General features: G+C 67.2%; 22 protein-coding genes. 9 read left to right on the top strand and 13 right to left on the bottom strand.

Annotated elements, in window-relative coordinates:
* Positions 1 to 94 precede the first annotated feature (94 nt).
* Together argB and ASE90_RS04815 are read left to right on the top strand one after the other, a co-directional pair.
* The gene (gene argB, locus ASE90_RS04810; protein WP_055996602.1) at positions 95 to 991 is read left to right on the top strand and encodes an acetylglutamate kinase; all 897 of its coding nucleotides are present in this window, start codon (positions 95 to 97) and stop codon (positions 989 to 991) included.
* A 95-nt stretch (positions 992 to 1,086) separates the two neighbouring features.
* Positions 1,087 to 1,389, top strand: a complete 303-nt coding sequence (locus tag ASE90_RS04815; protein ID WP_055996605.1) for a YggT family protein — start codon at positions 1,087 to 1,089, stop codon at positions 1,387 to 1,389.
* Here ASE90_RS04815 and ASE90_RS04820 read toward each other — a convergent pair.
* From ASE90_RS04820 to ASE90_RS04830, 3 genes are all read right to left on the bottom strand, one after another.
* Positions 1,386 to 1,586, bottom strand: a complete 201-nt coding sequence (locus tag ASE90_RS04820; RefSeq protein ID WP_055996608.1) for a helix-turn-helix transcriptional regulator — start codon at positions 1,584 to 1,586, stop codon at positions 1,386 to 1,388. The two genes, ASE90_RS04815 and ASE90_RS04820, sit on opposite strands and share 4 nt — an antisense overlap.
* Positions 1,579 to 1,992, bottom strand: coding sequence for a hypothetical protein (locus tag ASE90_RS04825; RefSeq protein WP_055997342.1), 414 nt, complete (start codon positions 1,990 to 1,992; stop codon positions 1,579 to 1,581). Before ASE90_RS04825 ends, ASE90_RS04820 begins: the two co-directional genes overlap by 8 nt.
* Before the next feature lie 65 nt (positions 1,993 to 2,057).
* Positions 2,058 to 2,927, bottom strand: coding sequence for a 3-hydroxyacyl-CoA dehydrogenase NAD-binding domain-containing protein (locus tag ASE90_RS04830; RefSeq protein ID WP_055996611.1), 870 nt, complete (start codon positions 2,925 to 2,927; stop codon positions 2,058 to 2,060).
* A gap of 87 nt (positions 2,928 to 3,014) precedes the next feature.
* Here ASE90_RS04830 and ASE90_RS04835 point away from each other — a divergent pair, with 87 nt between their 5' ends.
* A complete protein-coding gene (locus tag ASE90_RS04835; protein WP_055996613.1) occupies positions 3,015 to 4,076 on the top strand; it encodes a DUF1176 domain-containing protein in 1,062 nt (353 codons plus the stop codon).
* 80 nt (positions 4,077 to 4,156) lie between these two features.
* On the opposite strand, the gene ASE90_RS04840 is transcribed toward ASE90_RS04835, so the two are convergent.
* The 6 genes from ASE90_RS04840 to gluQRS are packed head-to-tail and all read right to left on the bottom strand — an operon-like array spanning position 4,157 to position 8,937.
* Positions 4,157 to 4,996: an endonuclease/exonuclease/phosphatase family protein gene (locus ASE90_RS04840; protein WP_235531651.1), complete on the bottom strand. Its 840-nt coding sequence runs from the start codon at positions 4,994 to 4,996 to the stop codon at positions 4,157 to 4,159.
* Positions 4,993 to 5,964 carry an L-histidine N(alpha)-methyltransferase gene (egtD, locus tag ASE90_RS04845; RefSeq protein ID WP_055996616.1) on the bottom strand — a complete coding sequence of 324 codons (972 nt, stop codon included), beginning with the start codon at positions 5,962 to 5,964 and terminating at the stop codon, positions 4,993 to 4,995. The genes ASE90_RS04840 and egtD overlap by 4 nt, the downstream gene beginning before the upstream one ends.
* Positions 5,964 to 7,220, bottom strand: a complete 1,257-nt coding sequence (egtB, locus tag ASE90_RS04850) for an ergothioneine biosynthesis protein EgtB (RefSeq protein ID WP_055996619.1) — start codon at positions 7,218 to 7,220, stop codon at positions 5,964 to 5,966. Before egtB ends, egtD begins: the two co-directional genes overlap by 1 nt.
* 9 nt (positions 7,221 to 7,229) lie before the next feature.
* On the bottom strand, positions 7,230 to 7,796 hold the full coding sequence (locus tag ASE90_RS04855) for a cob(I)yrinic acid a,c-diamide adenosyltransferase (protein ID WP_055996622.1): 567 nt from the start codon (positions 7,794 to 7,796) through the stop codon (positions 7,230 to 7,232).
* 4 nt (positions 7,797 to 7,800) lie between these two features.
* Complete coding sequence (locus tag ASE90_RS04860; RefSeq protein ID WP_055996626.1) at positions 7,801 to 8,028, bottom strand: twin transmembrane helix small protein; 228 nt, start codon at positions 8,026 to 8,028, stop codon at positions 7,801 to 7,803.
* 9 nt (positions 8,029 to 8,037) lie between these two features.
* Positions 8,038 to 8,937 carry a tRNA glutamyl-Q(34) synthetase GluQRS gene (gene gluQRS, locus ASE90_RS04865; RefSeq protein WP_055997348.1) on the bottom strand — a complete coding sequence of 300 codons (900 nt, stop codon included), beginning with the start codon at positions 8,935 to 8,937 and terminating at the stop codon, positions 8,038 to 8,040.
* A gap of 56 nt (positions 8,938 to 8,993) precedes the next feature.
* On the opposite strand from gluQRS, the gene ASE90_RS04870 reads away from it, so the two are divergent.
* Positions 8,994 to 9,560: an HNH endonuclease gene (locus ASE90_RS04870; RefSeq protein ID WP_055996628.1), complete on the top strand. Its 567-nt coding sequence runs from the start codon at positions 8,994 to 8,996 to the stop codon at positions 9,558 to 9,560.
* A complete protein-coding gene (locus ASE90_RS04875) occupies positions 9,557 to 9,994 on the top strand; it encodes a DUF3291 domain-containing protein (protein ID WP_156361412.1) in 438 nt (145 codons plus the stop codon). Before ASE90_RS04870 ends, ASE90_RS04875 begins: the two co-directional genes overlap by 4 nt.
* A 120-nt stretch (positions 9,995 to 10,114) precedes the next feature.
* Here ASE90_RS04875 and ASE90_RS04880 read toward each other — a convergent pair whose 3' ends face one another.
* Entirely contained in the window at positions 10,115 to 10,477 is a 363-nt protein-coding gene (locus ASE90_RS04880) for a hypothetical protein (RefSeq protein ID WP_055996634.1), read from the bottom strand.
* A gap of 135 nt (positions 10,478 to 10,612) precedes the next feature.
* Between ASE90_RS04880 and ASE90_RS04885 the strand changes: the two genes are divergently transcribed.
* From ASE90_RS04885 to ASE90_RS04895, 3 genes are all read left to right on the top strand, one after another.
* Positions 10,613 to 12,784, top strand: a complete 2,172-nt coding sequence (locus ASE90_RS04885) for a transglycosylase domain-containing protein (RefSeq protein WP_082449421.1) — start codon at positions 10,613 to 10,615, stop codon at positions 12,782 to 12,784.
* A gap of 284 nt (positions 12,785 to 13,068) precedes the next feature.
* Complete coding sequence (locus tag ASE90_RS04890) at positions 13,069 to 14,070, top strand: threonine aldolase family protein (protein ID WP_055996639.1); 1,002 nt, start codon at positions 13,069 to 13,071, stop codon at positions 14,068 to 14,070.
* Positions 14,067 to 14,978, top strand: a complete 912-nt coding sequence (locus tag ASE90_RS04895; protein WP_055996641.1) for a DMT family transporter — start codon at positions 14,067 to 14,069, stop codon at positions 14,976 to 14,978. Before ASE90_RS04890 ends, ASE90_RS04895 begins: the two co-directional genes overlap by 4 nt.
* Here ASE90_RS04895 and ASE90_RS04900 read toward each other — a convergent pair.
* The 3 genes from ASE90_RS04900 to ASE90_RS04910 all read right to left on the bottom strand — a co-directional run bounded on the left by ASE90_RS04900 (position 14,888) and on the right by ASE90_RS04910 (position 19,102).
* On the bottom strand, positions 14,888 to 15,718 hold the full coding sequence (locus ASE90_RS04900) for a hypothetical protein (protein WP_055996644.1): 831 nt from the start codon (positions 15,716 to 15,718) through the stop codon (positions 14,888 to 14,890). The genes ASE90_RS04895 and ASE90_RS04900 overlap by 91 nt on opposite strands.
* Positions 15,715 to 17,328, bottom strand: a complete 1,614-nt coding sequence (locus ASE90_RS04905; RefSeq protein WP_055996647.1) for a M28 family metallopeptidase — start codon at positions 17,326 to 17,328, stop codon at positions 15,715 to 15,717. Before ASE90_RS04905 ends, ASE90_RS04900 begins: the two co-directional genes overlap by 4 nt.
* 103 nt (positions 17,329 to 17,431) lie before the next feature.
* Positions 17,432 to 19,102, bottom strand: a complete 1,671-nt coding sequence (locus ASE90_RS04910; protein WP_082449427.1) for a M28 family metallopeptidase — start codon at positions 19,100 to 19,102, stop codon at positions 17,432 to 17,434.
* Positions 19,103 to 19,199: 97 nt separating this feature from the next.
* Here ASE90_RS04910 and pepN point away from each other — a divergent pair, with 97 nt between their 5' ends.
* Entirely contained in the window at positions 19,200 to 21,788 is a 2,589-nt protein-coding gene (pepN, locus tag ASE90_RS04915; protein WP_055997354.1) for an aminopeptidase N, read from the top strand.
* Positions 21,789 to 21,910: the final 122 nt, after the last annotated feature.

Genomic DNA, 21,910 nt, shown 5'->3' on the forward strand with positions numbered 1-21,910 from the left:
TGCGCCCTTTGCGCGAAAATCCTCTTCCTCCTCCGCGCCTCCGCGTGAACCCAACTTCTTCCCTCTTCCGCACGACCCCGCTAAAGGCGCGGTCATGACCCACGCTCCCGATCCGAAGATGCTCGCCAAGGCGGAAACGCTGACCGAGGCGCTGCCGTATCTGCAACGGTATGCCGGGCGCACCTTCGTGGTGAAATATGGCGGACACGCGATGGGCGATCCCGAACTGGCGCGCGATTTTGCCGAGGACGTGGTGCTCCTCAAGCAGGTCGGCATCAATCCGGTCGTCGTCCATGGCGGCGGCCCGCAGATCGGGGCGATGCTCAAGCGGCTCGGCGTCGAATCACGCTTCGTTGACGGCCTGCGGGTCACCGATGCGGCGACCGCCGAGGTCGCGGAAATGGTGCTGGCGGGCAAGATCAACAAGGAAATCGTCGCGTGGATCGCGCAGGCCGGCGGCAAGGCGGTCGGCATTTCCGGCAAGGACGCCCGGTTGGTCACCGCCGAAAAGGTCGGGCGCAGCGAACCCGATCGGTCGCAGGGGATCGAACGCCATGTCGATCTGGGCTTCGTCGGCACGCCGGTCGCGGTCGACCCGACCATCCTCCACAGCCTCGCGCGCGACGGGTTCATCCCGGTCGTCGCACCGGTCGCGCTTGGGGCCGATGGCGAGACCTACAACATCAACGCCGACACCATGGCCGGGGCCATTGCGGGCGCGATGGGCGCGTCGCGCTTCTTCCTGCTGACCGATGTCGCGGGCGTGCTCGACAAGACCGGCGAACTGCTGAGCGACCTCAACCCCGCCCGCATCGCCGAACTGAAGGCTGACGGCACGATCAAGGGCGGCATGATCCCGAAGGTCGAGACCTGCGTCAACGCGGTCGCGCAGGGCGTCGATGCCGCTGTCATCCTCGACGGGCGCGTGCCGCACGCCATGCTGCTTGAAATCTTTACCGAACAGGGTGCAGGAACGCTGGTCCGCGCCTGAAACGGGACCGGATCGCGCCGCGATCCGACCGCTGAAGGCTTGGAGCCGGGCGCGCGCGTCCCTATAGTCGAGAACCATTCGCGAAAGGCCAAGCGTTGAACGTCCTGCTCGATATCATTCAGGTGCTGCTGAACGTTCTGTGGTGGATCATCGTCGTGCAGGCGATCCTGTCGATCCTGATCTCGTTCAACGTCATCAACACCCATAACGACTTCATCCGCTCGCTGTATCGCGGGCTGATGACCGCGACCGAGCCGGTCTATCGCCCGATCCGGAAGATTCTTCCCGATTTCGGCGCGCTCGACTTCGCGCCGTTCGTGGTGCTGGTGCTGATCGGCATCCTGCAGGGCATCGTCCTGCCGGCCATCGGTCGCGCGACGCAGGGCACCTTCATCTAATCCCGGCTCGGGCTGACGAAGACCGCCTCGATCGGCAGCCCGAAAAGTTCGGCGATCCGGAAGGCCAGCGGCAGCGACGGGTCGTAGCGGCCTGTCTCGATCGCGTTGACGCTCTGCCGCGATACGTCGAGTCGCTCGGCCAGATGCTGTTGCGACCAGCCCCGCTCGGCGCGCAGCGCCTTCAGGTGGTTATCCACGCGCGCGTTCCCGCCATCCCGCGACGCCCCGCGCGCATGCCGCGATGCCCAGCGCGCCGAACCAGATCGTCGCGGCATAATAGCCCCGTACATGGCCGATCAGCCCGAACCCTTCGAGAAATCCCATCGCCGTCGTGATCGACAGCGTGACTCCGGTCGCGATCAGTTGATCCCGGACCATCTGCGCGCGCAGATATTCGTCGCGCATCTCGACCAGCAGCCGACCGATCACCACAAACACAAACGCGATTGGCAGCGCCGGCAGCACCGCCGCGACATAGGCGAGCGGTCCGCTCGGCGGGGCGTAGCGGAACCAGAGGTTCACACCGACTAGCGTCACGGCGTACAACGTCATCGTGATCATCAAGCGCGCCGTATAGCGCTTCATTTCGGGCAACATCGACATGTCGGCGTCCTCCATTATTGTGAAGGACGCTTTACATGACAAGCTCGCTTTACGTCAAGCGTCCTTTACCTCGTCGGCACCGGCTCCTCGCCCGAATAGTCGTAGAAGCCGCGCTTCACCTTCCGCCCGTACCAACCGGCCTCGACATATTTGACCAGCAGCGGCGCGGGCCGGAACTTGGGATCGCCGGTCCCCTCGAACAGCACGCGCGTGATTTCCAGACAGGTATCCAGTCCGATGAAATCGGCCAGCGTGAACGGCCCCATCGGGTGGTTGAGGCCCAGCTGGCACGCCGCATCGATATCCGAAATCGTCGCCACCCCCTCGCCCAGCTCGAAGCACGCCTCGTTCAGCATCGGCATCAGCACGCGATTGACGATGAAGCCCGGCGCGTCGTTGGCATGGACGATCCGCTTGTTCAGGCTCTGCCCGAACGCCTCGACCGCCGCGACCGTCGCGTCGCTGGTGGCAAGGCCGCGGATCAGCTCGATCAGCCCCATGACCGGCACCGGGTTGAAGAAATGCACGCCCATGAACCGCGCTGGATCGGGCGCGGCCTGTGCCAGCCGCGTGATCGGGATCGACGACGTGTTGCTCGCGAGGATCGCCGTGTCCGACAGCGCCTTGCCGACGCTCTCGAAAATCTGCCGCTTGACCGCTTCACGCTCGGTCGCCGCCTCGATCACCAGATCGCACGGTCCCATCGCGGCCAGATCGCCGATCGGCTCGATCTGGCCGAGCGCGGCATCGGCATCGTCCTGTGCGATCTTTTCCTTGGCAACCGCCCGCGCCAGTTGCCTGGCGATGCCGTCCTTGCCGGCCTGCGCGCGGTCGGCCGATACGTCCGACAGCAGCACGCGATAGCCCGCCTGCGCCGCGACCTGGGCGATCCCCGCCCCCATCTGGCCCGCGCCGATCACGCCAATCGTCTTCATCCTCAACGTCCTCTCGTTACGACTTTCGCGTCCTGAACGCGGGAATAGCGGGTTTCGGTCAGCCGTCCATGCCGGTATCGCAGCCCCATGCGCCGTTTCCTGCCCCTTGCCCTGCCGCTGCTGCTCCCCGCCTGCAATGCCGGCGCGCCGACGCCCGAACCGACTGCGTCGCCGGTCGCCGCGCCAATGCCGCCGACCGACACCGCCGCCCGGCCCAAGCCGTTGCCGCTGAAGACCTTCGGCGACTGGGCAGCGGGCTGCGACAATGGCGCGACCTGTCAGGCGGGATCGCTGGTCCCCGACGACAGCGCCCCTCCGGCCCTGACGCTGTCGATCGAGCGCGCCGCCGGCCCCGATGGCACCGTCACAATCCGCCTGCGCGGCGAAGCCCCCGCTTTGCCGCTCACCGCCCAAGTCGATGGAGAAGCAGTCGCGCGCGGCGGGACGGCGCACGACGATACGACCGAACTGACCGGTGAACCCGCCCTGGCCCTCGCCCGCAAACTGGCGAATGGCGGCACGGTCACCATTATCGACGCCGCCGACCGGGCGCTCGCCACGCTCCCGCTGAAGGGGGCCGCCGCCGCCCTGCGCTGGATCGACGCGCAACAGGGGCGCGACGGCACCACCGGCGCACTGGTCGCGAGGGGGCCCCGTCCCGATACCCGCCCCGCCCCCGCGTTCCCAGGCGTCCGCGCGCCGGTGATCCGGGGCGAAGCGGCATTGCTCGACCCGTTGCTGGTCACGCAAATGCGGGCGGCGGCGAAGTGCGATACCGACGACCTGCCCGACGCGACGACCAGGCCGCTCGGCGACGGGCAGACGCTGGCGATCGTGCCCTGCACGGTCGGTGCCTATAACGTGCTGTCGGCGCTGTCCGTGGTGACGCGCGGGGCATCGGTCCCGGCGACCTTCGATGCGCCGCCGGCCGGCGACGCGCCCGACGAACAGTCGCTGGTCTTCAATGCCGTCTTTGCCGACGGCATCCTCACCGCCGACGCGCTCGCGCGCGGTCTCGGCGACTGTGGCGTCAAGCAGCGTTACGCATGGGACGGCAGCCGCTTCCGCCTGATCGAACAGCGCGAGATGGAGCAATGCCGTGGCAATATCGACTATATCCGCACCTGGACCGCGCGGCTGATCCGTTAACGAACACCCTTTCCTGCTGAGACAGGAGGGAGCGGCGCACCCGCGGAAGGGTGAGGGTGAACTGGCCCGAACGGAAGCCCCTACCGCACCAACGTCACCACCACCGGATAATGATCCGACGGAAACACGTCACCCCGCCGCGTATCGATCGTCGTCGCCCGCTTCACCGCGAACCCCCGCGTGAAAATCCAGTCGATGCGGCGATCGGGCTTGCCGGTAAAGCCATGGAACGTCGCCTCGGGACCGGTCCGTACCGGTGCCGCGACCCACGCATCGCGCAACGCCTGCGCCATCCGGCGATAGGTCGGGGTGTCGGGCACGGTGTTGAAGTCGCCGGTCACCACCACCGGCAAATCCCCGGCGATCGCCGGGATTTGCGCCGCCAGCAACGCCGCGCCCTTCTCGCGCGCTGCCTCATCCTCGGCACGATAGGGCAGATGCGTGTTGAACATCGCGAAGCGTGTGCCGTCCTTCTCGCGAAACACCGCCCATGTCACCATACGCGGCAGCGGGTGGCCCCAACTGATGCTGCCCGGCACTCCGGGCGTATCGGACAGCCAGAAATTGCCCCAGCGTTCCAACTGCAACCGGTCGGCGCGATAGAAGATGCCCATATGCTCGTCATCGGGGCTTCCGGCGCCGCTGCGCCCGACCCCGATCCAGCGATAGCGCGGCAGGCGCGCGACGATATCGTCCCCCTGCCGTTCGAACAGTTCCTGCGTCCCGATCACGTCCGGGTCGGCGCGGCGGATCGTCGCGGCGGTCAGGTCGCGGCGCAATTCCCACCGGTTCGCGCCGTCGTCGGGGGACGGCAACCGGATGTTGAGGCTCATGACCGTCAGGTCGCGGGCCGTTGCCGGCGCGACGACCGTCAGCATCGCCAGCAATGCCGCAACGATGCGGATCACCGTGCGGATCACGGCGCGATCGGCATTGCCCTTGCCTCGGCGAGGATCACGCAGAACGTGCCGTCGCCACACCATTGTTGTACCGGAGCCCATCCGCCGCTGCGTAGCAAAAGCCGGGCGTCGCGGTCGCCATATTTATGGCTGTTCTCGGTATGGATCGTCTCGCCCGCCTGCATCGCGAACGAACGGCCATCGACCGTGAAGGACACGTCGCGCGTCGCGCGCAGATGCATCTCGATCCGGGCGGCATCGTCGTTCCAGCGGGCTTCGTGCGCGAACGCCTTGACCGGGATCGTCCCCGCCAGCTCGCGGTTGATCCGGTCGAGCAGGTTCAGGTTGAACGCCGCCGTCACCCCCGCCGCGTCGTCATAGGCGGCGACCAGCGTGCTCTGGTCCTTGATCCGGTCGATGCCGATCAACAGCATCGCCCCCTCGCCCAGCCAGTCGCGCATCGCCCGCAGCAACGTGCCGGCGGCGAGCGGCTCCATATTGCCGATCGTCGATCCCGGAAAGAATCCCAGCTTCGGCATGTCCGCGACCTCGGCGGGAAGCGGCACTGGATGCATGAAATCGGCCTCGACCGGCAGCACCGGCAATCCGGGGAATTGGCTGGCAAGCACCGCCGACGACGATCGCAGGAAATCGCCCGAAATATCGATCGGGACATAGGCGGCGGGTTCGATGCAGTTGAGCACGATCGGCGTCTTGACCGACGAACCCGATCCGAATTCGACCACCGCCACGCCTTCGCCGACCGCCCCGACCAGTTCAGGGCAGATCGTCTTCAGGATCGCCGTTTCCGCGCGCGTCGGATAATATTCGGGCAGCGCGGTAATGTCCTCGAACAGTTCCGACCCCTTGCGGTCATAGAACCAGCGCGCCGGAATCGCCTTTTGCCCGAGCGTCAGCCCGGCCAGTACGTCGGCACGAAAGGCGGGATCGGCACGGGTCGCCATCGGCACATCGTCGCTACGCAGCATCACAGGTCCTTTGCGAGCCGGACGCCGGTAAATTGCCAGCGCTGGTGAGGGTAGAAGAAATTGCGGTAGGAGGCGCGCGCATGACCACGCGGCGTGGCGCACGAGCTCCCGCGCAACACGAACTGCCCGCTCATGAACTTGCCGTTATATTCGCCGACCGCGCCCTCGACCGTGCGAAAGCGCGGATAGGGGCGATAGGCGCTGCCGGTCCATTGCCACACGTCCCCGAAAAAGGCCGGTCCGCCGGTCGACGGGCGCGGTTCGACGGCATGGGCATGGTCCAGCTGGTTGCCGCCCGCCGGGTCATGAGCGGCGGCGGCCGCCTCCCATTCGAACTCGGTCGGCAGTCGTGCCCCGGCCCACGTCGCATAGGCGTCGGCCTCAAAGAAGCTGACATGCGTAACCGGCGCGGCCGGATCGATCGCGCGCCGTCCGTCGAGGCCAAAGCGGGTCCAGACCTCGCCCTTGCGCTCCCAATATAGCGGTGCCTCGATCCGGTTGGCCTGCACCCACGCCCAGCCATCGGCCAGCCAAAGCCGTGCATCGACATAGCCGCCATCGGCGATGAACGCCGCCCATTCGCCATTGGTGACGGTGCGGTCGGCAATCGCATGGGCATGCAGCAGCACGTCGTGGCGCGGCCCTTCGCAATCGAACGCGAACCCGCTGCCGTCATGACCGACCTGTGCGATGCCGCCGCCATGCTCGATCCAGCCGGTCGGCGCCGGCATCGCCACCGGGCGCTTCGGCTCGGGCGCGAACATCGCCGGCTCCAGCGGGTTTTCGCTGAAATGATGCAGGATATCGGTCAGCAGCAATTCCTGATGCTGCTCTTCATGGTTGCAGCCGAGCGCCACCAGTTGCTGCGCTTCGTCGGGCAGATCGGGCAGCGCCGTCAGCAGTGCGGCATCGACCGCCGCGCGATAGGCGCGTACTTCGTCGAGGCTGGGGCGCGTCACCATGCCGCGCCGTCCGCGCGCATGACGCCGACCCTCGGCTTCGTAATAACTATTGAAGAGGAACGGGAAGCGTTCGTCGTGCAGCGTGTATTCCGGCACGTGATCGCGCAGGACAAAGGTTTCGAAGAACCATGTGGTGTGCGCCAGGTGCCATTTGGCGGGGGACGCGTCGTCCATCGACTGCACGGTCGCATCGGCGTCGGACAGTGGCGCGGTCAGCGCGTCGGTAAGCGCACGGACTTTGGCATATCGGGATAGGAGCGCCGGGTCGGGCAGGTTGACCGGTGTCGCTCGCATCGAAAGCTCCTATGCCGGCTGGTGATCCCCGCCTGGCACCCACAAAACGTCCCCGCCTCCGCTTTGGTTCACCCATCGGGCATACACGAACAGAAAATCCGACAAGCGATTGATATAAGACAATAAATTATGGTTTAGGTCCGCTCCGTACGAAGCGGTGACCACCGCTCGTTCGGCCCGCCGGACGATCGCCCGCGCCAGATGCAGCGCCGCGCCCGCCGCCGTCCCGCCGGGCAGGATGAAGCTGGTCAGCGGCGACAGATCGGCGTTCATCCGGTCGATCGCTTCCTCCAGTGCGGTCACCTGCCCCGGCACGATGCGCAGCGCCCCGGCGATGCCCGGCGGCGTGGCAAGGTCCGCACCGAAATCGAACAGGTCATTCTGCACCCTGCGCAACAGCGCGCCTTCCGCGCCGGCCCCCAGCGCGACCGCCGCGACGCCGATCGCCGAATTGGCCTCGTCGACATCGCCGATCGCCTGCATCACCGCCGCGTCCTTGGCAACGCGCGATCCGTCGACCAGCCCGGTGGTCCCGGCATCGCCGGTGCGGGTGTAGATCCTGTTCAGCTTGACCACGGCGTCAGGTGCGCCCGGACAGGAACAGCAGGACGACGACGATGAGAATTGCGATCGCCTGAAACAACACCCGCGCCTGCATCATCTTGTTCGATTTCAGCGCCTGTTCGCTCGGCCCTTCGCCCCGCGCGGTGGCGGTTCCTTCGGCAAGGAACGACACGATGCCGCGGATCAGCGCGACGACGACCGCGATCATTGCCGCGATCAGCAACAGGACCAGAAAGGTGTTCATGTGTCCAAGCTAAGCATTCGCCAGCGCGAATCCAGTGGGAAGTCGCCCTTCGCGCAGATCGTCGGCCAGCGCCCGCCCGTCGATGCCGCCTTCACGCAGCGCCGCCAGCGTCGGCGCCCCGTTGCGCTTGGCCAGCCGCTGCCCGTCGGGACCCAGCAGCAGCATATGGTGCCGCCACACCGGCACCGGCAGATCGAGCAGCGCCTGCAACAGCCGGTGGACATGCGTCGCCGCAAACAGGTCGATGCCACGCACGACATGCGTCACGCCCTGCGCGGCATCGTCGATCGTGACCGCCAGATGATAGCTGGTCCCGGCGTCCTTGCGCGCCAGCACCACGTCGCCCTGTGCCAGCGGATCGGCGACGACCCGCCCGGCAAGCTCATCGACCCAGTCGAGCGGCCCGGCCAGCGCAACCGCCCGCGTCGTGTCGATCCGCCACGCATGCGGCTGGGCCAGCCGCGCCGCCGCGACGTCCGCAGGGATCGCCCGGCACGTCCCCGGATAGACGACGCCATCGACCCCATGCGGTGCCGACGCGCTCGCCGCGACTTCGCGCGCGATATCGGCGCGGGTGCAGAAACAGGGATAGACCAGCTTACGCGCCCGCAACCGGTCGAGCGCGGCGCGGTACAGCGCCATCCGCGCCGACTGGAACACCACCTCCCCGTCGCAATGCAGCCCGAGCCATTCGAGATCGGCCAATATCCCCGCAACATGCTCGGGCCGGCTGCGCCCGCCATCGATATCCTCGATCCGCAGCAGCCACCGCCCGCCATCCCGGCGCGCGCGATCGTGCGATTCGATCGCGGCCAGTGCATGGCCGGCATGGAGTGCCCCGGTGGGACTCGGCGCAAAGCGGGTGACGACCCTGCCCGTTTGACTTTCGGCATTGCCCCGTGCTGTCATGTGCCCGTCATCGTTGCCGATCATATCGGCGACGACGTTTACGCGAGGGGGACTTCATGTACCATCCCGATCGCCTCCGCCATCCCGATGGCTGTCCCGCGCTGGTGCTCAACGCGGACTATACGCCGTTGAGCTATTATCCGCTCAGCGTCTGGCCATGGCAGACTGCGGTAAAGGCCGTGTTTCTCGACCGGGTCGACATCGTCGCCCAATATGACCGCGAAGTGTGCAGCCCGACCGCGCGCATCAAATTGCCGTCGGTCATCGCGCTCAAACAATATGTGAAGCCGTCCGAATTTCCGGCCTTCACCCGCTTCAACCTGTTCCTACGCGACCGGTTCAGCTGCCAATATTGTGGCGCGACGCATGACCTCACCTTCGACCATGTGATTCCCCGCGCACAGGGCGGCCGGACGACGTGGGAGAACGTCGCCACTGCCTGCGCGCCGTGCAACCTGCGCAAGGGCGGGCGCACTCCGAAACAGGCGGCGATGCCGCTGCATGTCCGGCCGACCCGACCGACCAGCTGGCAGTTGCAGGAACAGGGCCGCCGCTTTCCACCCGGCCATCTGCACGAAACATGGCACGACTGGCTCTATTGGGATGTCGAGCTCGACGCGTGACCTTCATCAGCATCACCCGGCTGCGCATCCGCGCCGCGCGGTTTCTGCCGGCGTTCCTGATCGATACATGGCTGTCGATGCGGCAGGTCAAGCGGGCGGCGGGCTATCGGGGCGGCGCGCTGCTCGCCGATCGTGATCGCGCCTATTGGACGATGACCGCATGGGACGATGCGGCGGCGATGCGCGCCTACATGACCTCGGGCGCGCATCGCCGCGCCATGCCGAAGCTGATGCGCTGGTGCGATCAAGCCAGCATCGCCCATTGGACGCAGGACGACGACGCGTTGCCCGACTGGCACGAGGCCGATCGCCGCATGCGGGACGAAGGCCGCGTGTCGAAGGTGCACCACCCGGCAGAAGGGCATGATCCGATGACGTTCGACATACCTCGAACGACAGGCGGGATGCGGCTGACGCCGAAGCGAAACCGATGAAACCAACCGCCGTCGTCATCCCCGCGCAGGCGGGGACCCATAGGCGCAACGGCAGCGATCGAAACACGAACGGCAGCGGCTATGGATTCCCGCCTTCGCGGGAATGACGACGGCTGCGACCTACTCGCCCTTCGACGTCAGCGGCGGCGTCTGCTGGTGCTGGACCACGGTCCAGACGCCATGTTCGATCCAGCGATAGGTTGACGTGCAATAGGCCAGATACGCCTCGCCGCCCTTATGCGCCTCCGCCTTGTACGCGACGACGATCAGCCCTTCCTGCGGCCGGGCGACCTGCCGCTCGGTCAGCGACACCTGTTCCCAGCGCGGCGTGTCCTTGACCGCCTCGATCGCCTGCTTGCCGGTAAAGACGAACGGCGGCGTCGGCAGCACCATCAGGCATTCGTCGTCGATCGATTCCTCGTAATGCGCAGCGTCGGCGGTCCACAGGCTTTCCTCGAAATTCCAGATGCGATCGTCGTCCACGCCGTTTCTCCTTGGCTGTCCGGCACCTAGCGCGCGGAGGCCCCGGCGGTTCCGGCAATGGTGCACAGCGCACCCTCGCCCCACCGTATCCGGCTTGCCCCGGCTGTATCAGACCGGTAATACACGGCCGGTATCATGGCTTACGATCCCCCGTCCCCGCCCTCCGGCCCGATCGATCCCAGCCGGATCGGGCGCCTGACGACCCCCTTGTCGGGGGACGCACTGGAACGGCGGCGGCGGCTGGCTGCGTTCGACGATGCGCTGGCGGACTATGATAGCAGCTTTCCCGGCGCGGGTGGTCCGCCGCCACCCCCGCCGCCCGGCCCCGACGCACCGCAGACCGCCCGCCGCGGTCGCCCGCTTCGCTGGTGGCTGCGCTGGGTCATGCGCGGCTTCGGCATCCTCATCGTCCTGCTGGTCATCGCCATCGCGTGGCTGGCGTTCACCGCGCCGCTGTCGAAATCGCTCGAACCGCCCGCCCCGCCGTCGATCACGCTGCTGTCGGCCGAAGGGACCCCGATCGCCGAGCGCGGCGCGAATATCGGCAAGCCGGTCGACGCGACCAAGTTGCCTGCGCATGTCGCCGAAGCGTTCATGGCGATCGAGGACCGCCGCTTCCGCACCCATTGGGGCATCGACCCGCGCGGCATCGTCCGCGCGATGTGGACCAATACCCAGGCCGGCGGCGTGCGACAGGGCGCGAGCACGATCACGCAACAGCTCGCCAAGAACGCGTTCCTCGATTCGGACCGGACGGCGGCGCGCAAGCTGCGCGAGGTGCTGATCGCCTTCTGGCTGGAGGCATGGCTGACCAAGGACGAGATTCTCTCGCGCTATCTGTCCAACGCCTATTTCGGCGACAATGCGTACGGCCTCGACGCCGCCGCGCGCCATTATTTCAGCCGCGCGCCCAAGGATCTGACCGTCGGACAGGCGGCGATGCTGGCCGGGCTGGTCAAGGCACCCTCGCGCCTTGCCCCCACCGGCAATCTGAAGGGTGCGCGCGCCCGGCAGGCGGTCGTGGTCGGCGCGATGGAGGATGCCGGCTATCTGACCCCGTCCGAAGCGCGCCGCGTCAAACCCGCCATCCTGCGCGTCACCGACAACAGCACGCTGCCATCGGGCACCTATTTCGCCGACTGGGTGCTGCCGCAGGCGCGCGACCGGGCGGGCGGCATCGGTGCCGACCGCAAGGTCGCGACCACGCTCGAAGTCCGGATGCAGCGCGCCGCCGAACGCGCCGTCCGCAACGCCGGTCTGCGCCAGACCCAGGTCGCGATCGTCGCGATGCGGCCCGACGGCCGCGTGATCGCGATGGTCGGCGGCAAGGATTATCGCGCCAGCCCGTTCAACCGCGCGGTACAGGCGCGGCGTCAGCCGGGATCGACCTTCAAGCTGTTCGTCTATCTTGCCGCCATGCGATCGGGCCTGACCCCGCAGAGCCAGGTGCTCGACGAACCGGTCACGATCGGCGAATGGAGTCCCAAGAACAGCGATGGCCGCTATCTCGGCGCGATCACCCTCGAACGCGCGTTCCAGCGGTCGAGCAACGTCGCCGCCGCGCGCCTGACCAAGGAAGTCGGCGTCAAGAACGTGATCCGTGCCGCCCGCGACCTCGGCATCTCGACACCGATCGCCAACGAAGCCTCGATCGCGCTCGGCACCTCGACCGTCTCGCTGCTCGAACTGACCAGCGCCTATGCCGCGATCGCCGCCGGCGAAGCGCCGGTCATTCCGCGTGGCCTCGCGCAACAGGACGAACCGACCTGGCTCGACCGGCTGCGCTCGACCCGCAAGACGCTGTCGCGCGAGGAGCTGGAGGGGATGCGCACCTTGCTCGCCGCGTCGATCCGGTCGGGCACCGGCATCGCAGCCAACCTGCCGGTCGAGGCGTTCGGCAAGACCGGCACGACGCAGGACAATCGCGACGCGCTGTTCGTCGGCTATGCCGGCGGCATCGTCGCGGGCGTATGGCTCGGCAATGACGACAACAGCACCAATCCGGGGCTGGCGGGCGGTGGCCTGCCCGCGCGCATCTGGCGCGATTTCATGCGACAGGCGCTGAACCTGCGCGATCCGGTGCCGGTGGCGGCCCCCGAACCCGAACCGATCGACAATGCGATCGACGCGGTGCAGGACGTGCTCGGCATCCCCGACGAAGGGCCGATGCGGGTCGAAGGCCCCGGCTTCGACGTATCGGTCGACCCCGACGGCCAGGTCCGCTTCGGCCCCAACGACCGCCGCCGCCGCGAGGAAGAACCGGTCCCGCCAGAGGATCGCCGGCCGCCGGAAGAGGACGAGCAATAGGGTTCGTCGTCCCCGCGCAGGCGGGGCCCCATACACGCAACGCCGGCGCTTCCATCATCAAGGTCAGCGTTTATGGACTCCCGCCTCCGCGGGAGTGACGAAGAGGGGGACCGTCCTCCCTTTTCGTCATCCCGGCGCAGGCCGGGATCCACTGTGCCGCATGACCGATGGCTTCGGCGCTTGCGGAACGTTGGATCCCGGCCTTCGCCGGGATGACGAAAGGAGATGCGCGGGACCCTTCCACCCCGGTTGACCCCCGCCCCCCACGCCGCCAAGGCATTGCCATGCGCTTCTTTTCCGACAACGCCGCCCCCGCCTGCCTCGCCGTGCTCGACGCGATCGTCGCCGCCAACGGACAGGATACCGCCTATGACGGCGATGCGCTCAGCAAGCGGCTCGACACGCGGTTCGGCGAACTGTTCGGCTGCGAAGTCGCAGTGTTGTGGGTGCCATCGGGCACCGCCGCCAACTGCCTCGCGCTGACCGCGATGTGCCCGCCGCATGGCGGCATCGTCTGTCACCACGAAGCGCATATCCAGAATGACGAAGGCGGCGCCCCCGAATTCTACACCCATGGGGCGAAGCTGATGCTGCTGGGTGGCGACGGCGCAAAGCTCGCGCCCGACACCATCGAGGCATATTTGGCGACGGTCCGCGACGACGTGCATCAGGTGCAGCCGCACGCGATCTCGATCACCCAGGCGACCGAGGCCGGTCGCGTCTACACGCCGCAGGAAGTCGCCGCGATCGGCGCCGTCGCCCGCGCGCGCGGCCTTGGCCTGCACATGGACGGCGCGCGCTTTGCCAATGCCGTCGCCCATCTCGGCTGCACGCCCGCCGAGGTGACGTGGCAAGCGGGCGTCGATGCCCTGTCGTTCGGCTTCATCAAGAATGGCGGCATGTCGGCCGAGGCGCTGGTCTTCTTCCGCCCCGAACTGGCCCGGGTCGCACGCTATCGCCGCAAGCGCGCCGGGCTGCTCGCGTCGAAGGGGCGATTTCTCGCCGCGCAGTTGCTGGCGATGCTCGACGGCGAAGTCTGGCTGCACAACGCCCGCGCCGCCAATGCCGGTGCGGCGATGCTGGCACGGGCGGCGGGCGACCGGCTGGTCCATGCGGTCGAGGCGAACGAGGTGTTCCTGCACCTGACCGCCGACGAAGCTGCCGACCTGCGCGCGCAAGGGTTCGATTTCTACGACTGGGGTGTCGGACAGGCACGGCTGGTCGTCGCATGGGATCAGGATGCGGCGACCGTCCGGCCGCTTGCCGACGCGATCGCCGCGCTATGACCGACGCACCCCGTTCGGCCACGCCGGCGGTGCTGGTCCCGTTCGGCATCGTCACCCTGATCTGGGGATCGACGTGGATCGTGATCCGCGATCAACTGGGCGTGGTGCCCGCGTCGTGGTCGGTGACCTATCGCTTCCTGATCGCCGGCACGGTCATGCTGCTCTGGGCATGGCGGCGCGGTGACCGCATCGCGGTCGACCGGCGCGGCCTTCTGTTCGCCGCCGGCCTCGGTCTCGCGCAATTCTGCCTCAACTTCAATTTCGTCTACCGCGCCGAACAATATGTCACGTCGGGGCTGGTCGCGCTGATGTACGCGCTGCTGATCGTGCCCAATTCGATTCTCGCCCGCATCTTTCTGGGTCAGCGGATGGGGCGGCAATTGCTGGTCGGATCGGCGATCGCGCTGGCCGGTGTCGCGCTGCTGTTCGTCCATGAGGCGCGCGAACATCCCGAAAACGGTGCGGCGGTGCTGATCGGCCTCACCATCGCGCTGGCCGGCGTCTTCTCCGCCTCGGTCGCCAACGTCATGCAGGCGACCCCGACCGCCAAGGCCTATCCGATGGTCCCGTTGCTCGGGCTGGCGATGCTGATCGGCGCGACGATCGATGCGACCTATGCGGCCCTTACCGTCGGCGCGCCGGTGTTCGACTGGCGCTGGTCCTATGTTGGCGGGCTGCTCTATCTCGGCATCGTCGCGTCGGCGGTCGCCTTCACCCTGTATTTCGGGCTGATCCGCACGATCGGCCCGGCCAAGGCGGCGTATAACGGCGTCGTCGTGCCGGTGATCGCGATGCTGTTGTCAACGTTGTTCGAAAATTATCGCTGGTCGCCGCTCGCCGGGGCCGGGGCGCTGCTCGCGATGGCCGGGCTGGTGGTGGCGCTCAAGGCGCGCAGGCCAAACCGGTAATCGGGAAAATCGGGCCGCCAGCCCAGCACCCGTCTGGCCTTGCCGTTCGCCACCCGCCGGTTCTCGCCATAAAAGGCGCGCGCCATTGGACTCAGCGTCTCCAGCGCGACGAACGGAGGCGGCTCCAGCCCCAGCAAGTGCGCCGCATATTCGACAACATCATTCTGCGAAGCTGGCAGATCATCGGATAAATTATACGACCCGGCCGGTGCGGACAGTCCGTACGTGACACCTTTGGCAACATCCGCAACATGCACCCGGCTGAACACCTGCCCCGGCTGCTCGACCCGATGCGCCTCCCCCGCCGCCACCCGTTCGAGCGGCGACCGTCCCGGCCCATAGATTCCGGGCAACCGAAACACCCGCGCCCCCAGCGCCAGCCACGCCGCATCGGCCAGATTGCGGTTGGCCCGACGCCCGGCGATCGGCGTGCTTTCGTCGACCCAGCCGCCATCGGCATCGCCATACACCCCGGTCGACGACAGATAAGCCAGCGTTCGGCCGGTCAGCACGTCACGATAGCGTTCCAGCACCGGATCGCCATCGCCGTCGGGCGGCACGCTGGACAGGATCGCGGTGGCCTGTTCCGCCTCGAACCGTACCCGGTCGCGGTCGGCAAAGGCGATGCTGTCATCCCGCCCGTCCCGCGTCGTCCCGACCACCCGCCACCCCCGCGGCTCCAGATGCGCGGCGACTGCGCGGGACGTATAGCCCAACCCAAAGATCAGCAGGCGGCTCATTTCGCCCCGTAACCGTCGTATAACAGCCCGAAATAATCGCCCTTGTTCCAGCGCGGCCGGTCATCGGCATCGGCCAGATCGAGCGCGATATCGTGGTTGATCGCGACGAACACCCGCCCCGCCGTCCAGTCGAACTTCTGGCGCATGTCGTCGCCCGGTTGGTGATACCGATGTTCAAGGAAATCGGCGACCGCCGCTTTGCCGGGGCCAGCCCAGCCGGTGTCGAGCGACACCGACGGCACGCCTGCCTTGACGAAGCTGTAATGGTCCGACCGGACGAAGATCGCCTCTTCCGGCTCGGGATCGGGGCTCAGCGCGATGCCGCGCTTGCCTGCCGCGCGCGCCACGGCCTGCGCGACGGTCGAATGGTCCGCCCCGATCGCGACCATGTCCTGAAAGCGATAGGACAGGATCGGCATGTCGAGATTGACGTCGGCGACGATCGTCCCCTTGGGAACGGTCGGGTTCAAGGCGAAATATTCGCTGCCGATCAGCCCCGCTTCCTCCGCCGTCACGCTGACGAAGATCAGGCTGCGGCGCGGTTTGCGCGGATCGGCGGCGAACTGTTTCGCGACCTCGATCATCGCCGCAGTGCCCACGCCATTGTCCATCGCGCCATTGTTGATGACGTCGGCGCCCTTGGGCAGTGTCGGATCGGTCGACACGCCGATATGGTCGAGATGTGCCGACAACGCGACATATTGACCACGCAAGGCGGGATCGCTGCCCGGCAGGACGCCGATAACATTGCTGCTGTCGAAGCGTTTGGTCGTCGAACGCTGACGCGTCGTCACCTGCACGCCCGTCGGTCCGCGTGGAACGGGCGTACCCGCCGCCTCCGCCTTCAACACCGCCGGCCAATCGATCGCCGACCCGGCGAACAGCTTGGCCGCACCCGACGTACTCAGCCACCCGATCGACGGCGCGGCGCTACCGGCAACCTGCGCGCGCCCGTCCTTCCCGACCCACGTCATGCGCGGGCTGCGATACAGCGACATCAGATAGCTGAACGGATAGCGTTTCGACTGTTCGTCGGTCTCGATCTGAATCACGCCGATCGCGCCATGCGCGGCCGCGTTCGCACGCTTGGTATCGCCGCTGCCCAGATGCGCGCGGATCTCGCTCGGCAGCTTCGGCGGCGCGCCATAGAGATAGGCGACGATCTTGCCGCGCACGTCCAGCCCGGCATAATCGTCGATGCCGTTCGCCGCGTCGGTCACCCCCTGCCCGACGAACACCACTTCGCCCGACCGGCGCAGATCGGGTTCGAGAAAGCTGGTCGAGGTGAGATAATCGGTGCCGAAGGTCAGCGCCGGCCGCCCCGCCGCCGTCAGCCGCCCCTTGCCCGCCGGTACCGCCGAGATCAGCGGCACGCGTTGCAGATAACTGCCATCGTCGCCGCCGGGCTGCAATCCGGCGGCACGCATCTGCTGCGCGACATAGGCGGCGGCGCGGTCATATTCGGGCGTACCGGGTTCGCGCCCCTTCATGTCGTCGGCGGCGAGGAACGCGACATGCGCCCGCATCGCCGCCTCGTCCGGAGTCAGCGGCGCGGTCTGGGCGAGCGCGCCGGTGGAAGCCAGCAACAGTGCGAGCGGAAAGAGGCGCATCGGTGTCCTTGTCATTCAAAGATAGTCGTCATCCCGGCGCAGCCCGGGATCCGGGGGTCCGCGAACGTCGGTCTGCGCCGGGATGACGAAGAACGGCGAACGCCTATTTCGCGCCATACCCGTTATAGAGCGTCCCGAAGAAATCGCCCTTGTTCCACGCCGGGCGCGCGGGGGCGTCGGCGATGTCGCGGGCGATCTGGTAATTCACGTTGATGAAGCGTTCGCCCGATTGCCAGTCGATCGGCGGCCCCTGCACCACTTCGTCGGACGGCTTGTGGTAGTTGTTGGCGAAGAACGCATCGACCGCCGCCTTGCCCGGCCCCGACGTGCCCGGCCACAGGAACACCGACGGCACCCCCTGCTGCACGAAGCGGTAATGGTCGGAACGCACGAACAGCGCCATTTCGGGCATCGGATCGGGCGAAAAGCTGGCCCCCGCCTGCGCCGCTGCCCGCTTGACGATATCGCCCAGCGTCGATCGCGCCGCACCGAACGCGATCACGTCGGTGAACTTGTAGGTGATGATCGGCATGTCGAGATTGACATCGGCGACGATGCGCGCCTTGTCGATCGTCGGGTGGTTGGCGAAGTAATCGGAGCCGACCAGCCCCTTCTCCTCGGCGGTAACCGCGAGGAACAGGATCGAGCGGCGCGGCGGCTTGCCCGCCGCCTTGAAACGCTTGGCCTCCTCTATCAGCGAGGCGATGCCGACCGCATTGTCCATCGCGCCGTTATAGATCGTGTCGCCCTTCGCATTGGGGCTGCCGACGCCGACATGGTCGAGATGCGCCGACAATACCACGGTTTCGGCCGCGACCGAACGGTCGCTGCCCGGCAGGATGCCGGCGACATTGTAGCTGGGCAGCGGCGTGATCGCGGTCTTGATCGTCACGGCCATGGTCGGCTTCAGCGCGACCGCACGGAACTTGCCCTTGCCCGACAGCGCAGCCGCCGCCCCGGCCCAGCTCGTCCCCGATCCGGCGAACAGCTTCTCCGCGCCCGCCGCGCCGAGGGTGGCGATGGTCGGCACGCCGCCGCCCATCACATGGCCGACGCCATCGGGTGCGGCCCAGCTGACGCTCGGGCTGTCATAGCCCGCCGCGCTCTTCGACAGCGGCGAACGTTGTGCCGCCTCGGGCGTCTGGAGCGAGATCACCGCGACCGCGCCCTTGGCCCTGGCGATCGCCGCCTTGGTCGCGATGCCGCCGAAATGCGCCGATTCCTCGCTGTCGAGGCCTTGCGGCGCGCCGCGCACCACCGCCACGATCTTGCCGCGCACATCGACGCCGGCATAATCGTCGCGACCCGGCCGGACGATGCCGTACCCGACATAGACGACCTTGCCCTCGGTCATCGATTCCGGTGCCTGCGGATTGATGCCCGGCAGATATTCCTCGCCAAAGGTCAGCGCCTGGCCGTTCAGGCTGACCTGCCCCTTGTCGGCGGCGTTCATGCGGATCAGCGGCACGTTCTGCAGATAGCTGCCGTCATCGCCCGCCGGACGCAGCCCGGCCGCATAGAATTGCGAAGCGACATAATTGGCGGCAATGGCATATTCCGGCGACCCGGCATCGCGCCCGCGCATCGCGTCGCTCGCCAGGAACATGACATGCGCCTTCATCGCTGCCTGTGCCGCCGGCAGCTCGGCGTTCACCGCTGCGTTACGCGCCGTCAGCTCGGCGGCAGTGGGGGCGGGAGCCGGCGCGATCGGCGCATCCTGCGCAATTCCGGCGGTGCTGATGAGGAGACCGAGCAACAAGGCTGGACGGAACATTGGAATCCTTCGACAAGCGATCATAGATACAGGCGTAGCCAATGCCGTGACCCCACGCAACGACGGCACGAACGCGATTGAAACGGGTGAGAAGATGATGGTCGATGCGACGCGTACTCCGATGGCCCCGCCGATCATCCGTCGCGGCGACTATCGTTCGCCCGAATGGCAGGTCCCCTCGATCGCGCTGGAATTCGATCTCGATCCCCGCAGCACGCGCGTGCGCGCCACGCTGTCGGTCGAACGGAACGGCACCGGCCCGCTGCGCCTCGACGGCGACGGGCTGACGCCGCTGTCGGTCGCGGTCGACGGCACGCCGCGTAACGACTGGCGGCTGGAGGACGGCGCGCTGGTCCTCGATCTGCCCGGCGACGCGCACGAAATCACGACCGAGGTCGCGCTCGAACCGCAGGCCAATACCCAGCTGATGGGCCTCTATGCATCGGGCGGCAATCTGTGCACCCAGTGCGAGGCGGAGGGCTTTCGCCGCATCACCTTCTTCCCCGACCGCCCCGACATCCTCAGCCGCTACCGGGTGAAGCTGACCGCGGACAAGGCACGGTTTCCGGTCTTGCTCGCCAATGGCGATCCGATGGCGGCGGGCGATCTGGACGATGGACGCCACTGGGCCGAATGGTCCGATCCCTTCCCCAAGCCCTGCTATCTCTTCGCGCTGGTCGCCGGCGATCTGGTCGCCAATCGCGCACAGTTCGTGACCGCGTCGGGGCGCGAGGTGGAAATCGGCATCTGGGTCCGCGCACCCGATCTGGCCAAGACCGACCATGCGATGCGCGCGCTCGAGACGTCGATGGCATGGGACGAGCGCGTGTACGGCCGCGAATATGATCTGGACGTGTTCAATATCGTCGCGGTCGACGATTTCAATTTCGGCGCCATGGAGAACAAGGGGCTGAACATCTTCAACAGCCGCTACATCCTCGCCGACCCCGACACCGCGACCGATTACGACTATGACGGCATCGCCGCCGTCGTCGCCCATGAATATTTCCACAACTGGTCGGGCAACCGCGTCACCTGCCGCGACTGGTTCCAGCTGTCGTTGAAGGAGGGCTTCACCGTCCTGCGCGACCAGCAATTTTCCGCCGATCAGGGGTCGGCGGCGGTCAAGCGGATCGAGGATGTCCGGTCGCTGCGCGCATCGCAGTTCCCCGAGGACGCCGGTCCGCTCGCCCATCCGATCCGGCCGGACGCCTATCAGGAAATCAGCAACTTCTACACCGCCACCATCTATAACAAGGGGGCGGAGGTCGTCCGCATGATCGCGACGATCCTCGGCGAGACCGCGTTCCGGGCCGGCACCGACCTGTATTTCAGCCGCCATGACGGGACGGCGGCGACCTGCGAGGATTTCGTGGTGGCGATGGAGGACGCGTCGGGCGTCGACCTGACCCGGTTCCGCCGCTGGTACGAACAGGCCGGCACCCCGCGCGTCGTCGCGACGCTGGCGCACGAAGCCGGCGGCGGGCGGGCGACGCTGTCGCTGACCCAGACCGTGCCGCCGACGCCGGGGCAGCCGACCAAGCTGCCGATGGTGCTGCCGTTGCGCGTTCGCCTGTTCGGGGCGGAGACGGGCCGCGCGCTCAGCGACGAGCATCTCTTCATCCTCGACGAGGAACAGGGATCGATCACCTTCGAAACCGTGACCGAACGCCCGGTCCTGTCGATCAATCGCGGCTTTTCGGCACCGGTCATCGTCGAGACCGATCGCGGGTCGGCCGACCTCGCGTTCCTCAGCGCGCAGGACGACGACCCCTTCGCCCGCTACGAAGCGATGCAGCAGTTGATGCTCGACACGCTGGTCGCTTCGGTCGCCAGCGGGCACGGCGACCATGCGGCGGTGATCGAGGCGGTCGGCAACACGCTGGCCGACGACCGGCTCGACCGGGCATTCGTCGCAGAGGCGGTATTGCTCCCCTCCGACAGCTTCGTCGGCGATCAGATGGGGGTGGTAGATCCCGACGCGATCTTCACCGCGCGCGAGGCGCTTCGCGCCGATATCGGCCGCGCGCTGCTGACCGAGTGGCGTGCGGCCTATGCCGGGACCGAGGCGGAAGCGTTCGACTATACGCCCGATGCCAAGGGCAAGCGCCGGCTGCGCACGGTTTCGCTGGGCTATATCGCGGCATCGGGGGCGGGCGATGCCGACGATCTCGCCTTTGCCCAGTTCCGGCAGGCCGACAACATGACCGACCGGCAGGGCGCGTTGATGACGCTGGTCAACTCGGACTCGGACAGCCGCGTCGCCGCGCTCGACATCTTCTACAACCGCTATCGCGACAACGCGCTGGTGCTCGACAAATGGTTCACGACGCAGGCGCTGTCGACGCGCGCCGACGCGTTCGAACAGGTCGCTGACCTTGCCGGCCACCGCGACTTCACGCTGACCAATCCCAATCGCGCCCGCGCGTTGATCGGCGCGTTCAGCATGAATCAGAAGGCGTTCCACCGGGCCGATGGCGCCGGCTACCGCTTCCTTGCCGACCAGTTGATCGCACTCGACCGGATCAATCCGCAGACGGCGGCGAAGATGCTGCCACCGCTCGCCCGCTGGCGGCGGTTCGACCGTGCACGCGGCGTATTGATGCGCGCGGAACTGGAACGGATCCTGTCGATGCCGGGGCTGTCGAAGGATATGCTGGAACAGGCGGGGAAGAGCCTGACCTAAATCCTCCCCGGCACGGGGAGGGGGACCGTCCGCGCAAGCGGATGGTGGAGGGGGATCGCCGGCAGCGAACCGCTTGTGGATGCCCCCCTCCACCATGCTGTGCATGGTCCCCCTCCCCGTGC

The sequence above is a fragment of the Sphingomonas sp. Leaf67 genome (assembly GCF_001421965.1).
Classification (GTDB): Bacteria; Pseudomonadota; Alphaproteobacteria; order Sphingomonadales; family Sphingomonadaceae; genus Sphingomonas.

Excerpts from the sequence above, each read along its gene's own strand:
- argB (WP_055996602.1), top strand. The coding sequence starts at position 95 with ATGACCCACGCTCCCGATCCGAAGATGCTCGCCAAGGCGGAAACGCTG.
- ASE90_RS04825 (WP_055997342.1), bottom strand. The coding sequence starts at position 1,992 with ATGTCGATGTTGCCCGAAATGAAGCGCTATACGGCGCGCTTGATGATC.
- ASE90_RS04830 (WP_055996611.1), bottom strand. The coding sequence starts at position 2,927 with ATGAAGACGATTGGCGTGATCGGCGCGGGCCAGATGGGGGCGGGGATC.
- ASE90_RS04835 (WP_055996613.1), top strand. The coding sequence starts at position 3,015 with ATGCGCCGTTTCCTGCCCCTTGCCCTGCCGCTGCTGCTCCCCGCCTGC.
- egtD (WP_055996616.1), bottom strand. The coding sequence starts at position 5,964 with ATGCTGCGTAGCGACGATGTGCCGATGGCGACCCGTGCCGATCCCGCC.
- egtB (WP_055996619.1), bottom strand. The coding sequence starts at position 7,220 with ATGCGAGCGACACCGGTCAACCTGCCCGACCCGGCGCTCCTATCCCGA.
- ASE90_RS04860 (WP_055996626.1), bottom strand. The coding sequence starts at position 8,028 with ATGAACACCTTTCTGGTCCTGTTGCTGATCGCGGCAATGATCGCGGTC.
- gluQRS (WP_055997348.1), bottom strand. The coding sequence starts at position 8,937 with ATGACAGCACGGGGCAATGCCGAAAGTCAAACGGGCAGGGTCGTCACC.
- ASE90_RS04870 (WP_055996628.1), top strand. The coding sequence starts at position 8,994 with ATGTACCATCCCGATCGCCTCCGCCATCCCGATGGCTGTCCCGCGCTG.
- ASE90_RS04885 (WP_082449421.1), top strand. The coding sequence starts at position 10,613 with ATGGCTTACGATCCCCCGTCCCCGCCCTCCGGCCCGATCGATCCCAGC.
- ASE90_RS04890 (WP_055996639.1), top strand. The coding sequence starts at position 13,069 with ATGCGCTTCTTTTCCGACAACGCCGCCCCCGCCTGCCTCGCCGTGCTC.
- ASE90_RS04895 (WP_055996641.1), top strand. The coding sequence starts at position 14,067 with ATGACCGACGCACCCCGTTCGGCCACGCCGGCGGTGCTGGTCCCGTTC.
- ASE90_RS04900 (WP_055996644.1), bottom strand. The coding sequence starts at position 15,718 with ATGAGCCGCCTGCTGATCTTTGGGTTGGGCTATACGTCCCGCGCAGTC.
- ASE90_RS04905 (WP_055996647.1), bottom strand. The coding sequence starts at position 17,328 with ATGCGCCTCTTTCCGCTCGCACTGTTGCTGGCTTCCACCGGCGCGCTC.
- ASE90_RS04910 (WP_082449427.1), bottom strand. The coding sequence starts at position 19,102 with ATGTTCCGTCCAGCCTTGTTGCTCGGTCTCCTCATCAGCACCGCCGGA.
- pepN (WP_055997354.1), top strand. The coding sequence starts at position 19,200 with ATGGTCGATGCGACGCGTACTCCGATGGCCCCGCCGATCATCCGTCGC.